We start from the raw sequence: 14,921 nt of genomic DNA, 5'->3' as shown, positions 1-14,921 counted from the left end.
TTCTGACGGAGTAATCATACAAGCCCGGACAGATGCGCAGCATCGCCTCCGGGAAATGATGCCGCTTTGCGCCCGGCACCGCCGTCTGCGGCGCTGACAACGCGCCGTCAGGCTGCCGAGACCACCGATTTTTGCAGCAGCCACTCGCGGAATACCTGTAAATGTCGGGATTCCGCTTTATCCTCCTGCCACGTCATAATGAAGCGGTTGCCGGTGCGAATCGGCACATCGCAGGGGATCACCATCTCACCGCTATCCAGGTCATGCTGAATGGCAAAACGCGGCAGCAGCGCCACCCCCAGGTTCGAACGCACCGCCGCAATCAGCATTGAGAGCAGGTCAAAACGCGGACCGATGTTGATCTGCGGGCTGGTGATATTCGACAGCGCAAACCACTCCTGCCAGCCGTGAATTCGCGTGCTTTGATGCAGCAGCGGAAACTCGCCCAGCAGCTCCTCGACCGCCAGCTTCTGCCCGGGTTCGGACAGCAGCCCGCAGCCGCACACCGGCAGAATTTCCTCTTCGAACAGATACTCAACCTCCGCCCACGGCGAGCAAAAATCCTCGCGCATAATGGCGGCATCGTACTCGCGGCTAAGAAAATCGCCAATATTAGCCAGCGAATGAATATTAACGATAATGCCCGGATGTAATTTATTAAACTCGCGCAGGTTGGGGATCAGCCAGTGGGTGCTAAAGGTAGGATTGACGGCCAGCTCAAGCACCTGCACCGTCGGTTGCCATGTCATAATGGAGTTGGTATCACGTTCCAGTTTGTTAAGCGTTTCCTTAACGATAGTCAAATAATGCTTGCCAGCCGCATTTAAAAAAATCCTTTTTTTAGCATGATTAAATAATGACGTATGGAGGAAATCCTCCAGCGCCGTGACCTGTCGGAACACGGCGCTTTGTGTTAAAGCCAACTCTTCCGCTGCTCGAGTATAACTTTCGTGGCGAGCCACAACCTCAAAGGTCACCAGTAATTCAGTTTTGGGGATTTTTCCTCTCATAACGTCTTCCATTTACGGCGTGCAAAAAATTGTTTAATAGATAAAAAAAGCGCGCAAGGACATCAGATTAGCCCCGGGTGTTATATTTTATTTTACCTTCAGATGTCATTGATCTATTCCATGATAAATGCACACTGTTATTGATCAAATAATAACCAATAATACCCAGGCACTACAATAAACACAATTTAAACAATGTGATTGCCATGCAAATAACAGCAATAAGTTGTCAATATTTTTTCACATTAACTTGTTTATTTGCGAAGTCAGTCGATGAGACGATGAAATTTAATTGCCCGCTGGTGAGCATAAATGAAAATTTTTCCGCGATCGGCCACACATTATGAGCGCTCCAGGAAAAATCTGTATTAACGATAAAACGGCGGCTAATCGACTTACCGTGAAGCGGCTGCGAGATGCCGATCGCGGAACGACTGCGGGCTGGTGCGATGAGCGGCGCGAAACACCCGACAAAAGTAGCTGGTTTGCGCAAACTGAAGCTTACGCGCTACGCTGTCTACCGAATATGACGGATCGCCAAGCAGTTCTCCGGCACGCTGCATTTTGCGCTGATTAACCCAGACTTTAAAATTCATCCCCTGGCGTTTTTTAAAAAAACGACTAAAATAATTTGCGCTTAAACAAACGTGAGCGGCGACGGTCTCTAAAGACAGCTCACCATATAAATTCTCATCAATATAGCGTAATGCCGACAGCAGTTTTATTTCATGCGACGATTTTTGCGAATAATAAAACTCTCTCTTATGCCGCAACGGTTTCTCGTCCACTTCCCTGTTTTCTGCAATCGCAGACATATTATTAACGATAAAATGCAGTAATCTTATCGCCGCCGCCCGATGCTGGTTGTCGGTCGCGTTATGATGGTCGCAAATAATATAACCGGATAATGTATTGTCCTGAATCAGCGGTAAGGCAAAGAAATTTAACCCACCGTAGCCAGCAGGTAATCGATTGTCATTTGCCTCAATCACCGTGGTCTCCAGCCCGGTAGCCCGCGAAAAAAGCGCTGCCAGCGAGCTAAAGCCCTCCCATTGTTCATGCCTTTTCTTTCGCACCACATTATTCCCCACCGCCTTTTGCAAGCACTTAATATGCAGAATAGCGCGGATAAAAAGGATGATGCCGGACGCAAAAAATAATCTCATTTGCGCAGATGAATATGATTAAACGGCATGAAATCGCGGGCGAAAACGGCGTAACGCCTGATGGCGCAACGGCAGGCAAAAAAAAGGCCATCATCAGATGGCCAACCATGTCGAAATTGGACCAGCCCTTAACCATGCAGAACGTCAGGGCTGTTTTTTTTACTTATTACTTAATTACGGTTTTCAGCGCTTCGCCGATATCGGCCAGGCTGCGAACGGTCTTCACGCCAGCGGCTTCCAGCGCGGCGAATTTCTCATCCGCCGTCCCTTTACCACCGGCAATGATGGCGCCCGCGTGTCCCATACGTTTGCCTTTCGGCGCGGTCACGCCGGCGATGTAGCCGACAACCGGTTTGGTCACGTGATCTTTGATGTAAGCGGCCGCTTCTTCTTCCGCGCTACCGCCGATCTCACCGATCATGACGATCGCTTCGGTCTGCGGATCTTCCTGGAACAGCTTCAGGATATCGATGAAGTTAGAGCCCGGGATCGGGTCGCCGCCGATGCCCACGCAGGTGGACTGGCCGAAGCCGTAATCAGTGGTCTGCTTAACCGCTTCATAGGTCAGGGTACCGGAACGGGAAACGATGCCCACTTTACCCGGCTTGTGAATGTGGCCCGGCATGATGCCGATTTTGCATTCGCCTGGGGTGATCACGCCCGGGCAGTTTGGCCCGATCATGCGCACGCCCGCTTCATCCAGCTTCACCTTCACGGTCAGCATATCCAGCGTCGGGATGCCTTCGGTGATGGTGATAATCAGCTTAATGCCTGCATCGATAGCTTCCAGGATTGAGTCTTTGCAGAACGGCGCCGGAACGTAGATAACGGATGCGGTTGCGCCGGTCGCTTCTACCGCTTCGCGCACGGTGTTGAACACCGGCAGGCCCAGATGGGTGGTGCCGCCTTTGCCCGGCGTTACGCCGCCAACCATTTGCGTACCGTAAGCGATGGCTTGTTCAGAGTGGAATGTACCCTGGCTACCGGTGAAGCCCTGGCAGATAACCTTGGTATCTTTATTAATTAAAACGGACATTATTTCCCCTCCACTGCGGCAACAACCTGCTGAGCTGCATCCGTCAGACTTTTCGCTGCAATAATATTCAGGCCGCTGTCAGCCAGTTTCTTCGCGCCCAGTTCGGCGTTGTTACCTTCCAGACGAACCACTACCGGGACGTTAACGCCCACTTCAGCTACCGCGCCGATGATGCCGTCGGCAATCAGATCGCAGCGTACGATACCGCCGAAAATGTTAACCAGAACCGCTTTTACGTTGTCGTCAGAGAGGATGATTTTAAACGCTTCGGTGACGCGCTCTTTGGTTGCGCCGCCGCCAACGTCGAGGAAGTTAGCCGGTTCGCCGCCGTGCAGCTTAACGATGTCCATGGTGCCCATGGCCAGGCCCGCGCCGTTCACCATGCAGCCGATGTTGCCGTCCAGCGCGACGTAGTTCAGCTCCCACTGCGCCGCCTGAGCTTCGCGCGGGTCTTCCTGCGACTGGTCGCGCATTTCGCGCAGATCCGGCTGGCGGAACAGCGCGTTGCCATCAGCGCCCAGTTTACCGTCGAGACAGATCAGGTCGCCCTGCTTAGTGATCACCAGCGGGTTGATTTCGATCAGCGCCAGGTCGCGCTCAAGGAAAATGGTCGCCAGGCCCATAAAGATTTTGGTGAACTGCTGAACCTGTTTACCTTCCAGACCCAGTTTGAACGCCAGTTCGCGGCCCTGGTAAGGCATCGGACCCGCCAGCGGATCGATGGCGATTTTGTGGATCAGGTGCGGGGTCTCTTCCGCTACTTTTTCGATTTCCACGCCGCCTTCGGTAGAGGCCATAAAGACCACGCGACGGGAGCTACGGTCAACAACCGCGCCCAGGTACAGCTCTTTATCAATATCGGTCGCCGCTTCAACCAGAATCTGGTTAACCGGCTGGCCGTTCGCATCTGTTTGATAGGTGACGAGGCGTTTGCCCAGCCAGTGTTCAGCAAATGCGCGAATGTCTTCTTTGCTCTTCACTACTTTCACACCGCCCGCTTTGCCGCGGCCACCAGCGTGAACCTGACATTTCACTACCCACGGACCCGCGCCGATTTTTGAAGCGGCTTCTTCTGCTTCACGCGGAGTAGTACAGGCATAACCCACCGGCGCCGGTAAGCCATAGCGGGCAAAGAGTTGTTTTGCCTGATATTCATGTAAGTTCATGTGTTCAGTCCATCCTTCAGGGAATAATTATAAACCTGTAGGCCTGATAACGGCGCTCGCGCGCTTTACCCGGCCTACGGTAGGTCATACTCTTGCTGACTACACGTCCAGCAGCAGACGAGTCGGGTCTTCCAGCAGCTCTTTAATCGCAACCAGGTAGCCAACCGACTCACGTCCGTCGATCAGACGATGGTCGTAGGAGAGCGCCAGGTACATCATCGGCAGAATTTCCACTTTACCATTCACCGCCATCGGACGATCTTTGATGGCATGCATACCCAGAATCGCGCTCTGCGGCGGGTTGATGATCGGCGTGGACATCAGAGAACCGAATACGCCGCCGTTGGTAATGGTGAAGTTACCGCCGGTCAGGTCGTCTACGGTCAGCTTGCCGTCGCGGCCTTTTACTGCCAGCTCTTTAATTTTCTTCTCGATATCCGCCATGCCCAGCAGATCGACGTCGCGCAGAACCGGGGTGACCAGGCCGCGAGGCGTGGAGACCGCCATGCTGACGTCGAAATAGTTGTGGTACACCACGTCGTCGCCATCGATAGAGGCGTTCACTTCCGGATAGCGTTTCAGCGCTTCCACGACCGCCTTCACGTAGAAGGACATGAAGCCCAGGCGGATACCGTGACGTTTTTCAAACGCGTCACCGTACTGCTTACGCAGATCCATAATCGGCTTCATGTTGACTTCGTTGAAGGTCGTCAGCATGGCGGTGGAGTTTTTCGCTTCCAGCAGACGCTCGGCAACGCGTTTGCGCAGACGGGTCATCGGCACGCGTTTTTCCGAGCGGTGGCCCAGCTGCGGAGCCGGAGCAGCTGCAGCGGGCGCAGCCGCCGGGGCTTGAGCTTTAGCCGGAGCGCTCGCCAGATGCTTCTCCACGTCTTCGCGGGTCAGGCGGCCGCCAACGCCGGTGCCTTTAATGGCCGCTGCGTCGAGGCTGTGTTCCGCCAGAAGACGGCGAATCGCCGGGCTCAGCGCATCGTTGTTTTGTTCTTCCAGAGAAGCCTGCTGGCGCTGGGCCGGCGTCGACTCTTTGGCATCGGCTTTCGCACCGGACTCTTTGCCCGCGCTGTTGCCTTCACGCAGGCGGCCCAGGATCTGACGAGAGAGCACGGTAGCGCCTTCGTCTTCAATCACCGCGTCCAGAATGCCATCCGCTGAAGCCGGTACTTCCAGTACCACTTTGTCAGTTTCGATTTCTACCAGCACTTCGTCACGAACAACCGCATCGCCCGGTTTTTTATGCCAGGTGGCAACCGTTGCGTCAGCTACGGACTCAGGCAGGTCGGGAACCAGAATATCTACGCTACTCATTATGTATCCTTTAATTAATCGACGTTCAGCGCGTCATTGACCAGATCTTGTTGCTGTTTCTGGTGAACGGACAGGTATCCTACCGCCGGAGAGGCGGAGGCCGGGCGGCCTGCATAACGCAGAGAGGCCCCAAACGGAATCACTTCACGGAAGTGATGCTGGCTGCAGTACCACGCGCCCTGGTTGAGCGGTTCTTCCTGACACCAGACAAAATCATGCACGTGCGCATACGGTTTCAGCGCTTCCTGTACCGCCTGGTGCGGGAACGGGTAGAGCTGCTCTATGCGAACGATAGCGACATCTTTTTGCTCTTTCTTGCGGCGCTGTTCCAGCAGGTCGTAATAAACCTTACCAGAGCACAGCACAACACGCTTCACGGCTTTCGGGTCGAGATCGTCGATTTCACCGATTGCCGGCTGGAAGGTGCCGTTAGCCAGTTCGTCCATGCTCGATACCGCCAGCGGGTGACGCAGCAGCGATTTCGGCGACATCACGATCAGCGGGCGACGCATACCGCGCAGCGCCTGACGACGCAGCATATGGTAAACCTGCGCCGGCGTGGACGGTACGCAAACCTGCATGTTCTGCTCGGCGCAGAGCTGCAGATAGCGTTCCAGACGCGCGGAGGAGTGCTCCGGCCCCTGGCCTTCGTAGCCGTGCGGCAGCAGCATCACCAGACCGCACATACGGCCCCACTTTTGCTCGCCGGAGCTGATGAACTGGTCGATAACCACCTGCGCGCCGTTGGCGAAGTCGCCGAACTGCGCTTCCCAGATGGTCAGGGTACGCGGCTCTGCGGTGGCATAGCCGTATTCAAACGCCAGGACCGCTTCTTCCGACAGCACGGAGTCCCAGACTTTAAAATGGCCCTGACCGTTGTGGACGTGCTGCAGCGGCGTATAGGTTGAACCATTTTTCTGGTTATGGATCACCGCGTGGCGGTGGAAGAAGGTCCCGCGCCCGGAGTCTTCGCCGGACAGACGCACCGAAATACCTTCATCGACCAGCGTGGCGTAGGCGAGGTTTTCCGCGCCGCCCCAGTCGAACAGCTTCTCGCCGGCGGCCATTGCCTGACGATCGCCATAGATTTTCGCGACGCGCGACTGCATCTCAACGGCTTCCGGCACCGTACTGATGCGTTTCGCCAGCTCCTGCAGACGCTTAGGTTCAACTTTGTCCGGATAGCTCTCATCCCACTCGTGGTTGAGGTACGGGGACCAGGTAAAGGAGTGCATGTTCATCGGACGCCACTCCTGCACCACGCATTCGCCGGCATCCAGCGCGTCGCGGTAGAGGTTAACCTGCTCGGTAGCGTCTTCCAGCGTCGCGACCTTATCGGCTTCCAGCTTGTCAGCGTAGATTTTGCGCGGGGTCGGATGCTTTTTGATTTTCTGATACATCAGCGGCTGGGTTGCGCTCGGCTCGTCGGCTTCGTTATGGCCGTGACGGCGGTAGCACACCAGGTCAATGAAGACATCGCGTTTGAAGGTATTACGGAAATCCAGCGCCAGGCGGGTCACGAAAGCGACCGCTTCCGGGTCATCGGCGTTGACGTGGAAAATCGGCGACTGCACCATCTTACCGATGTCGGTGCAGTACGGGGTAGAACGCGCATCCAGCGGGTTAGACGTGGTGAATCCCACCTGGTTGTTAATCACGATGCGTACGGTACCGCCCACTTCGTAACCGCGCGCTTTGGACATGTTCAGGGTTTCCTGAACCACTCCCTGGCCGGTGACCGCGGCGTCGCCGTGAATGGTGATCGGCAGAACTTTGTTGCTGCTCGGTTCGTCGAGACGATCGAGGCGTGCGCGGACGGAGCCGATAACCACCGGGCTGACGATTTCCAGGTGCGACGGGTTAAACGCCAGCGCCAGATGCACCAGGCCGCCTTCGGTTTCCATGTCGGAAGAGAAGCCCATATGGTACTTCACGTCACCGGTGCCGAGGTGTTCTTTATGTTTACCGGCGAACTCGTCGAACAGGTCCTGCGGTTTTTTACCCAGCACGTTGACCAGCACGTTCAGACGACCGCGGTGCGCCATGCCCAGCACCACTTCGCGGGTGCCGCTCTTACCCGCGTGGCGGATAATCTCTTTGAGCATTGGGATCAGCGCATCGCCGCCTTCCAGCGAGAAGCGTTTCGCGCCCGGGAATTTCGCCCCGAGGTAGCGTTCGAGGCCTTCCGCCGCGGTCAGCTCGCTCAGGAAGCGTTTTTTCTCTTCGGCGCTAAAGCTCGCTTTGCCTGCTACCGACTCGATACGCTGCTGGATCCAGCGTTTTTCTTCGGTAGAAGTAATGTGCATATATTCCGCGCCGATGGAGCCGCAATAGGTTTGCTTGAGGGCGGAGATCAGATCGCCCAGCTTCATCGTGTCTTTACCGATGGCAAAAGAACCTACGTTATAGATCTCCTGGAAATCGGCCTCGGTCAGATCGTGGTAAGCCGGATCGAGATCCGCCACTCTCTCTTGCTGCCACAGTCCCAGCGGATCGAGATTCGCATGCTGGTGACCACGGAAGCGGTATGCGTTGATGAGCTGCAGGACTTTAACCTGCTTCACATTGGTGTCAGGGTCGGAAATCGAAGAAGTGTAACGCGAGGCATCCTTCGCCAGGCGGCGGAAATAATCACGCGTTTTGGAATGAAATTGATCCGGTTTGACTCCGGTGCCAGGTAACTGCTGGAACATAGAACGCCAGTTGGCGTCAACAGAGTCAGGATCGGTTAAGAAGTCTTCATAGAGCTGTTCTATCCAGCTCTGGTTCGAACCAGAGAGGTAAGAAGAGTCCAGCCAGGCTTTCATTGCGCCGTTCTGCATCGTGATCCCTTAAGCATTTATATGCTTATTTCGCCGTAGAAACTACCACGCACAGAAGTTGTACGTGCCGGGGTTCACTTGTTGCGGATGAGTTGTGGTTTCGTCCGCTAAGGAACCTTTAAAAACTGCCATTAATCTTCGGCGTTCAGGCTGCGGTTGCGTTAGCTGCCTTCACTTACCCCGGTCACATAGTTCACTATGCTCCCGGAGATGCGTTCAGTTGCCGCCTTACCTCGCTCTGAACGCCTTGATTACTGGTACATATTTGGCGGTTTTTAAAGATTTCCTGCTATATCCCCCGGCGGCACGAACGCTGCCGGGGCTACTGCTTTTGGTAGCCCGGATAAGCGCTAGCGCCATCCGGGGCAGACCGGGTTACTTACGCACTGCGCTGCAGCAGCATCGACTTAATATGGCCGATGGCGCGCGTCGGGTTCAGCCCCTTAGGACACACACTGACGCAGTTCATAATGCTGTGACAGCGGAATACGCTGAAAGCATCGCTCAGCCCTTCGAGGCGCTCGCTGGTTTCGGTATCGCGGCTGTCGATCAGGAAGCGATACGCGGCCAGCAGGCCGGCCGGGCCGATAAACTTGTCCGGGTTCCACCAGAACGACGGGCAAGACGTTGAACAACATGCGCAGAGAATACACTCGTACAAACCATCGAGTTTCTCACGCTGCTCTGGCGACTGCAGATGCTCGCGAGCCGGAGGATTTTGCCCATTATTCAACAAGTAAGGCTTAATCTTCTCATATTGTGCATAGAATTGCCCCATGTCTACCACCAAATCACGGATAACCGGTAATCCTGGCAGCGGACGGATAACAATTTTCTTACCCGGCTGATTCAGCGCGGAGATCGGCGTGATGCACGCCAGACCATTTTTCCCGTTCATGTTCAGACCGTCGGAGCCACAAACCCCTTCACGGCAGGAGCGGCGGAACGACAGCGACGGGTCTTTCTCTTTCAGCTGGATTAACGCGTCCAGCAGCATCATGTCGCGACCCTCTTCCGCTTCCAGGGTGTAATCCTGCATGCGCGGAGCATCGTCTACGTCCGGGTTATAACGATAAACTGAAAACTCGAGTTTCATATTCCTGTCTCCGCATTAATAAGTACGAATCTTCGGCGGGAATGCCGGACGCAGCTTCGGTTCCATATTGACGCTACGACGCGTCATGGATTCCGACTCTGGCAGATACAGGGAATGGCACAGCCAGTTTTCATCATCACGATCCGGGAAGTCGAAGCGGCTATGCGCGCCGCGGCTTTCGGTACGGTAGTTCGCAGACATCGCGGTGGCGTAAGCGGTTTCCATCAGGTTATCCAGCTCCAGGCACTCAACGCGCTGGGTGTTGAACTCGCTGGAAGTATCATCCAGGCGGGCGTTTTTCAGACGCTCGCGGATGGCTTTCAGCTGCTCAAGGCCCTTCGCCATTGCATCCCCTTCGCGGAAGACCGAGAAGTTATGCTGCATACACTCTTGCAGCGCTTTGCGGATTTCGACCGGGTCTTCACCATTCCGGTTGCCGTTCCAGCGGTTCAAACGTTCCAGAGAAGCGTCGATCTCTTCATCCGTCGCGTCGCGCAGTACGCCCTGCTCGGCGATAGACTCTTGCAGGTGCAGACCCACCGCGCGGCCAAAGACCACCAGGTCAAGCAGCGAGTTGCCGCCCAGACGGTTCGCGCCGTGTACCGATACGCAGGCGATTTCGCCTACCGCGAACAGTCCCGGAATAACCACATCTTCGCCCTGCTCGTTGACGGTCAGCGCCTGTCCGCTCACTTTGGTCGGAATACCGCCCATCATATAGTGGCAGGTTGGGATAACCGGAATCGGCTCTTTTACCGGGTCGACGTGGGCAAAGGTGCGGGAGAGCTCCAGGATACCCGGCAGGCGGGATTCCAGCACTTCTTTACCGAGGTGATCGAGCTTCAGCTTGGCGTGCGGGCCCCACGGACCATCGCAGCCGCGACCTTCACGGATTTCGATCATGATGGAACGCGCCACCACGTCGCGACCCGCCAGGTCTTTCGCATTCGGGGCATAACGTTCCATGAAACGTTCGCCGTGTTTGTTCAGCAGGTAGCCGCCTTCACCGCGGCAGCCTTCTGTCACCAGAACGCCCGCCCCGGCGATACCGGTCGGGTGGAACTGCCACATTTCCATATCCTGCACCGGCACGCCGGCGCGGATCGCCATACCAACGCCGTCGCCGGTATTGATATGGGCATTGGTGGTGGACTGGTAGATACGACCAGCGCCGCCGGTAGCCAGCACGGTGGCGCGAGCCTTGAAGTAAACCACTTCACCGGTTTCGATACACAGGGCGGTACAACCAACCACCGCGCCATCGGCGTTTTTCACCAGATCCAGCGCGTACCACTCGGAGAAAATAGTGGTGTGATTTTTCAGGTTCTGCTGATAGAGAGTGTGCAGCAGCGCGTGACCGGTACGGTCAGCCGCCGCAGCGGTACGTGCCGCCTGCTCGCCGCCGAAGTTTTTCGACTGGCCGCCGAACGGACGCTGATAAATCGTGCCATTTTCGAGGCGCGAGAACGGCAGACCCATATGATCCAGCTCCAGAATCGCTTCCGGGCCGGTTTTACACATGTATTCGATGGCGTCCTGATCGCCAATGTAGTCCGACCCCTTAACGGTGTCGTACATATGCCATTCCCAGTTATCTTCATGGGTATTACCGAGCGCGACGGTGATACCACCCTGCGCGGAAACGGTATGGGAACGGGTCGGAAAAACTTTAGAGAGCAGCGCACAGGTCTGGCCGCTCTGGGAAATCTGCAGCGCCGCGCGCATACCTGCGCCGCCGGCACCAATGACAACAGCATCAAATTCTCTGACAGGCAATTTCATTACACACCCCACACCACAACAAATCCATAAAGAACGTAAGCCACCAGCGCAACAACGATCAGCAGTTGCAGAACTAAGCGCACTGCCAGTGGTTTAACGTAGTCCGTTAATACCTGCCACATCCCGATCCAGGCGTGGATCAGAATGGAAACGAGAGCCAGCAGGGTGAAGACTTTAGTGAACGCGGAGGAGAAAAAGCCCGTCCAGACTTCCCATGAAATTTCACCGGTGGTGGCAAAGAAGCCAACCATATAGATGATGTAGAGGGTCAGAACGATAGCGGTAGCACGGACCAGAATAAAGTCATGTACGCCGTTGCGTCCTAGTGCTGAGGCGTTGCTTACCATACGAGGACTCCTGCGAGAAGTGAAAGCACGACAGTAATAACAAAAGAAATTTTGGCGGAGCGTGTCCCTACTTCGAGGGTTTCTTCAAGGTAGCCAAAATCCATCAGCAGGTGGCGAATACCGACCACCGCGTGATACGCCAGCGCGGTCAGGATGCCCCACATGATGAACTTCACAAAGAAGCTATCCATAATGGATGCCGCAGTGAGAAAACCTTCGGGAGAGGAAAGGCTGGTGCCCAGCAGCCAAAGCAGAATCCCGATCGCCACGAAGGTGATCACTCCGGATACGCGATGGAGAATGGACGCTATCGCCGTGATTGGGAACCGGATCGTTTGCAGATCCAGATTGACAGGTCTTTGTTTTTTCACATTTCTTACCATGAATAACGCCCACATGCTGTTCTTATTGTTTCCTTCCTCCGGTCTGCTTGCGGGTCAGACAGCGTCCTTATCTATAACTAAAAGTCATGTTAAAACGCCTTTCCAGGAGTTAAAGCGTGACAAAATAACGCTGGGTGGCTCGGGATTGCAGGGTGTTCCGGAGACCTGGCGGCAGTATAGGCCGTTCACAAAATCATTACAATTAACCTACATATAGTTTGTCGGGTTTTCTCCCGAACAGTGATCCATGTCACGATAACAACATATTTTTAATTTTTAATCATCTGATTTGACAAATATTAAACATTATTGTTACAACCATTACCAGATAAATGCAATAATACGCAAAAGTTATGGGGTCACTCTTTTACCTGAGAATAAGTTATGCAACAGTGAGAGAGTATTGACCGATGTAATCAGGACAGTTATTAGTGGTATATAGTTTTATAATATTCGGGCTGCTAAAACGCTGATTTGCTGTTGTTTCGTCGTAGGCTGAAGACGTACCATCAAGCGCCCTTGCTCTGTACCCTGCCCTTTTCGCGACGCAGAGCGATGTGCAACATAACAAACTGGTAATGTCATCTGCTACGGGCTGAATGCAAATCCACCACCCGGCAGCCTTAAGCAATAAAGGCGCTAAGGAGACCATAAATGTCTGATGCTAAAGCAAAAATCACCCTGGGTGGTGATACTGCTATCGAACTGGATGTGCTAAAGGGCACGCTCGGTCAGGATGTTATTGATATTCGTAGTCTTGGTTCAAAAGGCGTGTTTACTTTTGACCCTGGTTTTACCTCCACCGCATCCTGCGAATCTAAAATCACCTTCATCGACGGTGATGAAGGTATCCTGCTGCACCGCGGTTTCCCGATCGATCAGTTAGCAACCGACTCCAACTATCTGGAAGTATGCTACATCCTGCTGAACGGTGAGAAGCCGACCCAGGCCCAGTACGACGAATTCAAAACCATCGTTACCCGCCACACCATGATTCACGAACAGATTACCCGTCTGTTCCACGCATTCCGCCGCGATTCTCACCCGATGGCCGTCATGTGCGGTATCACCGGTGCGCTGGCCGCGTTCTATCACGATTCGCTGGATGTGAATAACCCACGCCACCGCGATATCGCCGCATTCCGCCTGCTCTCCAAAATGCCAACGATGGCGGCAATGTGTTACAAATATTCTATCGGCCAGCCTTTCGTTTATCCGCGCAACGACCTCTCCTACGCGGGTAACTTCCTGAATATGATGTTCTCCACGCCGTGTGAAAAATATGAAGTGAATCCGATTCTGGAACGCGCCATGGACCGTATCCTGATCCTGCACGCCGACCACGAACAGAACGCTTCAACGTCCACCGTACGTACCGCCGGCTCTTCCGGCGCGAACCCGTTTGCCTGCATCGCTGCGGGTATTGCCTCCCTGTGGGGACCGGCACACGGCGGCGCCAACGAAGCGGCGCTGAAGATGCTCGAAGAGATCAGCTCCGTTGAACACATTCCGGAATTCGTCCGTCGCGCGAAAGACAAAAACGACTCTTTCCGCCTGATGGGCTTTGGCCACCGCGTGTACAAAAATTACGACCCGCGCGCCACCGTGATGCGTGAGACCTGCCACGAAGTGCTGAAAGAACTCGGTACCAAAGACGATCTGCTGGAAGTGGCCATGGAGCTTGAGCACATCGCGCTCAACGACCCGTACTTCATCGAGAAGAAACTCTACCCGAACGTCGATTTCTACTCCGGTATCATCCTCAAAGCGATGGGCATTCCGTCTTCTATGTTTACCGTTATCTTCGCGATGGCGCGTACCGTGGGCTGGATTGCGCACTGGAACGAAATGCACAGCGACGGCATGAAAATCGCCCGTCCGCGCCAGCTGTATACCGGCTACGAAAAGCGCGATTTCAAAAACGATATCGCCCGTTAAGAGGGCTATCGCAGCAATAAAAAAACGCGCCTGAAGGCGCGTTTTTTTATTGCTGACATCCCGGGCACCAGTAAAACGGCCGCGACGATAGCATCGTTCTCTCGATTATTCCGCCGCAGCGCTCGCAGGCCTCCCCTTCGCGATGAAAAACCTTAAAGCGAAACAGCGCGCCGTGGTGCTTATTCTCGTCCACCAGACCGCGGGTGTTGTAGGACAAGCGCGGGATCTCCAGCAGCGCATGCGCCAGCGCATCGAGCTGTTTTTCATCCAGTTCAGAGGCTTTATGCCGCCCGGTCAGCCCCACCTGCCAGAGGATCTCCACGCGCAGATAGTTGCCTAATCCGGCAAGAAACGCCTGATCCAGCAGCAGACCGGAGAACTGGCGGTTGCGGAATTTCGCCGACAGCAGCCGCGCTTTGACCTGTTCAACGCTAAGGCGCATATCGAGCACATCCGGCCCGACCCGCAGCAAAAACGGATGGCGGGCGAGCTGCTCGGGCGTCAGCATCTCAATATCAGAGGCGCTGTAGAGCAAAATCGCCCTGCGCGCGGTCTGCAGCCGAACGCGCAGAACGCGCGTCGTTTCAGGCTGCTCCCCCGCGTCCACCACTCGCCAGACGCCGTACAGCTGATTGTGGCTATACAGCGTTAGCCCGCCGGAGAAGTGGGTCAGCAGCGCCTTACCGCGAGTTTCAATGTGCGTCACTCGCTGGCCGACCAGCTGAGATTGGTAATGTTGTAACTGCGGGAAGGCGAACCACGCCCCGGTCAGGGGTTCGCCTTTAATCGCCGCTTCCAGGCTATCCGCCGCGCGGCGAATTTCCGGACCTTCCGGCATAATCTTGTCCTTGT

The 14,921-nt window shown here is 55.0% G+C and carries 12 protein-coding genes; 1 reads left to right on the top strand and 11 read right to left on the bottom strand.

Annotation, left to right across the window (positions count from 1 at the left end; all coding sequences use genetic code 11):
• Window positions 1-107: 107 nt before the first annotated feature.
• The 10 genes from ABLU67_RS24910 to sdhC all read right to left on the bottom strand — a co-directional run bounded on the left by ABLU67_RS24910 (window position 108) and on the right by sdhC (window position 12,146).
• The gene (locus ABLU67_RS24910) at window positions 108-1,010 is read right to left on the bottom strand and encodes a LysR family transcriptional regulator (protein ID WP_004848928.1); all 903 of its coding nucleotides are present in this window, start codon (window positions 1,008-1,010) and stop codon (window positions 108-110) included.
• Window positions 1,011-1,405: 395 nt separating this feature from the next.
• Entirely contained in the window at window positions 1,406-2,176 is a 771-nt protein-coding gene (locus ABLU67_RS24905) for an AraC family transcriptional regulator (protein WP_064358416.1), read from the bottom strand.
• Between the two features lie 166 nt (window positions 2,177-2,342).
• A complete protein-coding gene (gene sucD / locus ABLU67_RS24900; RefSeq protein WP_006685455.1) occupies window positions 2,343-3,212 on the bottom strand; it encodes a succinate--CoA ligase subunit alpha in 870 nt (289 codons plus the stop codon).
• Window positions 3,212-4,378, bottom strand: a complete 1,167-nt coding sequence (gene sucC / locus ABLU67_RS24895) for an ADP-forming succinate--CoA ligase subunit beta (protein WP_004848923.1) — start codon at window positions 4,376-4,378, stop codon at window positions 3,212-3,214. Before sucC ends, sucD begins: the two co-directional genes overlap by 1 nt.
• 99 nt (window positions 4,379-4,477) lie before the next feature.
• Window positions 4,478-5,701, bottom strand: a complete 1,224-nt coding sequence (odhB, locus tag ABLU67_RS24890) for a 2-oxoglutarate dehydrogenase complex dihydrolipoyllysine-residue succinyltransferase (RefSeq protein ID WP_049071821.1) — start codon at window positions 5,699-5,701, stop codon at window positions 4,478-4,480.
• A gap of 14 nt (window positions 5,702-5,715) precedes the next feature.
• On the bottom strand, window positions 5,716-8,523 hold the full coding sequence (gene sucA, locus ABLU67_RS24885) for a 2-oxoglutarate dehydrogenase E1 component (protein WP_004130528.1): 2,808 nt from the start codon (window positions 8,521-8,523) through the stop codon (window positions 5,716-5,718).
• Between the two features lie 379 nt (window positions 8,524-8,902).
• A complete protein-coding gene (gene sdhB / locus ABLU67_RS24880) occupies window positions 8,903-9,619 on the bottom strand; it encodes a succinate dehydrogenase iron-sulfur subunit SdhB (protein WP_004130526.1) in 717 nt (238 codons plus the stop codon).
• 15 nt (window positions 9,620-9,634) lie between these two features.
• Window positions 9,635-11,401 carry a succinate dehydrogenase flavoprotein subunit gene (sdhA, locus tag ABLU67_RS24875; RefSeq protein WP_025106368.1) on the bottom strand — a complete coding sequence of 589 codons (1,767 nt, stop codon included), beginning with the start codon at window positions 11,399-11,401 and terminating at the stop codon, window positions 9,635-9,637.
• Entirely contained in the window at window positions 11,401-11,748 is a 348-nt protein-coding gene (gene sdhD / locus ABLU67_RS24870; RefSeq protein WP_041144632.1) for a succinate dehydrogenase membrane anchor subunit, read from the bottom strand. The genes sdhA and sdhD overlap by 1 nt, the downstream gene beginning before the upstream one ends.
• Window positions 11,742-12,146 carry a succinate dehydrogenase cytochrome b556 subunit gene (sdhC, locus tag ABLU67_RS24865; protein WP_014837839.1) on the bottom strand — a complete coding sequence of 135 codons (405 nt, stop codon included), beginning with the start codon at window positions 12,144-12,146 and terminating at the stop codon, window positions 11,742-11,744. The genes sdhD and sdhC overlap by 7 nt, the downstream gene beginning before the upstream one ends.
• Before the next feature lie 639 nt (window positions 12,147-12,785).
• Between sdhC and gltA the strand changes: the two genes are divergently transcribed.
• Window positions 12,786-14,069 (top strand): citrate synthase, encoded by a 1,284-nt coding sequence (gene gltA, locus ABLU67_RS24860; RefSeq protein WP_004100276.1) that lies wholly within the window; start codon window positions 12,786-12,788, stop codon window positions 14,067-14,069.
• 46 nt (window positions 14,070-14,115) lie between these two features.
• Here the strand turns inward: gltA and nei are convergent, their stop codons facing one another.
• Complete coding sequence (gene nei / locus ABLU67_RS24855; RefSeq protein WP_025106369.1) at window positions 14,116-14,907, bottom strand: endonuclease VIII; 792 nt, start codon at window positions 14,905-14,907, stop codon at window positions 14,116-14,118.
• Between the last annotated feature and the right edge of the window lie 14 nt (window positions 14,908-14,921).

This window comes from Klebsiella sp. GN_Kp190, assembly GCF_040061795.1.
Taxonomy (GTDB): Bacteria; Pseudomonadota; Gammaproteobacteria; order Enterobacterales; family Enterobacteriaceae; genus Klebsiella; species Klebsiella michiganensis.
This window is presented reverse-complemented; position numbering and strand designations above follow the sequence as displayed.

What these genes read in the sequence shown, in the direction of transcription:
- ABLU67_RS24910 (WP_004848928.1), bottom strand. Translation starts at nt 1,010, where the DNA reads ATGAGAGGAAAAATCCCCAAAACTGAATTACTGGTGACCTTTGAGGTT.
- ABLU67_RS24905 (WP_064358416.1), bottom strand. Translation starts at nt 2,176, where the DNA reads ATGAGATTATTTTTTGCGTCCGGCATCATCCTTTTTATCCGCGCTATT.
- sucD (WP_006685455.1), bottom strand. Translation starts at nt 3,212, where the DNA reads ATGTCCGTTTTAATTAATAAAGATACCAAGGTTATCTGCCAGGGCTTC.
- sucC (WP_004848923.1), bottom strand. Translation starts at nt 4,378, where the DNA reads ATGAACTTACATGAATATCAGGCAAAACAACTCTTTGCCCGCTATGGC.
- odhB (WP_049071821.1), bottom strand. Translation starts at nt 5,701, where the DNA reads ATGAGTAGCGTAGATATTCTGGTTCCCGACCTGCCTGAGTCCGTAGCT.
- sucA (WP_004130528.1), bottom strand. Translation starts at nt 8,523, where the DNA reads ATGCAGAACGGCGCAATGAAAGCCTGGCTGGACTCTTCTTACCTCTCT.
- sdhB (WP_004130526.1), bottom strand. Translation starts at nt 9,619, where the DNA reads ATGAAACTCGAGTTTTCAGTTTATCGTTATAACCCGGACGTAGACGAT.
- sdhA (WP_025106368.1), bottom strand. Translation starts at nt 11,401, where the DNA reads ATGAAATTGCCTGTCAGAGAATTTGATGCTGTTGTCATTGGTGCCGGC.
- sdhD (WP_041144632.1), bottom strand. Translation starts at nt 11,748, where the DNA reads ATGGTAAGCAACGCCTCAGCACTAGGACGCAACGGCGTACATGACTTT.
- sdhC (WP_014837839.1), bottom strand. Translation starts at nt 12,146, where the DNA reads ATGTGGGCGTTATTCATGGTAAGAAATGTGAAAAAACAAAGACCTGTC.
- gltA (WP_004100276.1), top strand. Translation starts at nt 12,786, where the DNA reads ATGTCTGATGCTAAAGCAAAAATCACCCTGGGTGGTGATACTGCTATC.
- nei (WP_025106369.1), bottom strand. Translation starts at nt 14,907, where the DNA reads ATGCCGGAAGGTCCGGAAATTCGCCGCGCGGCGGATAGCCTGGAAGCG.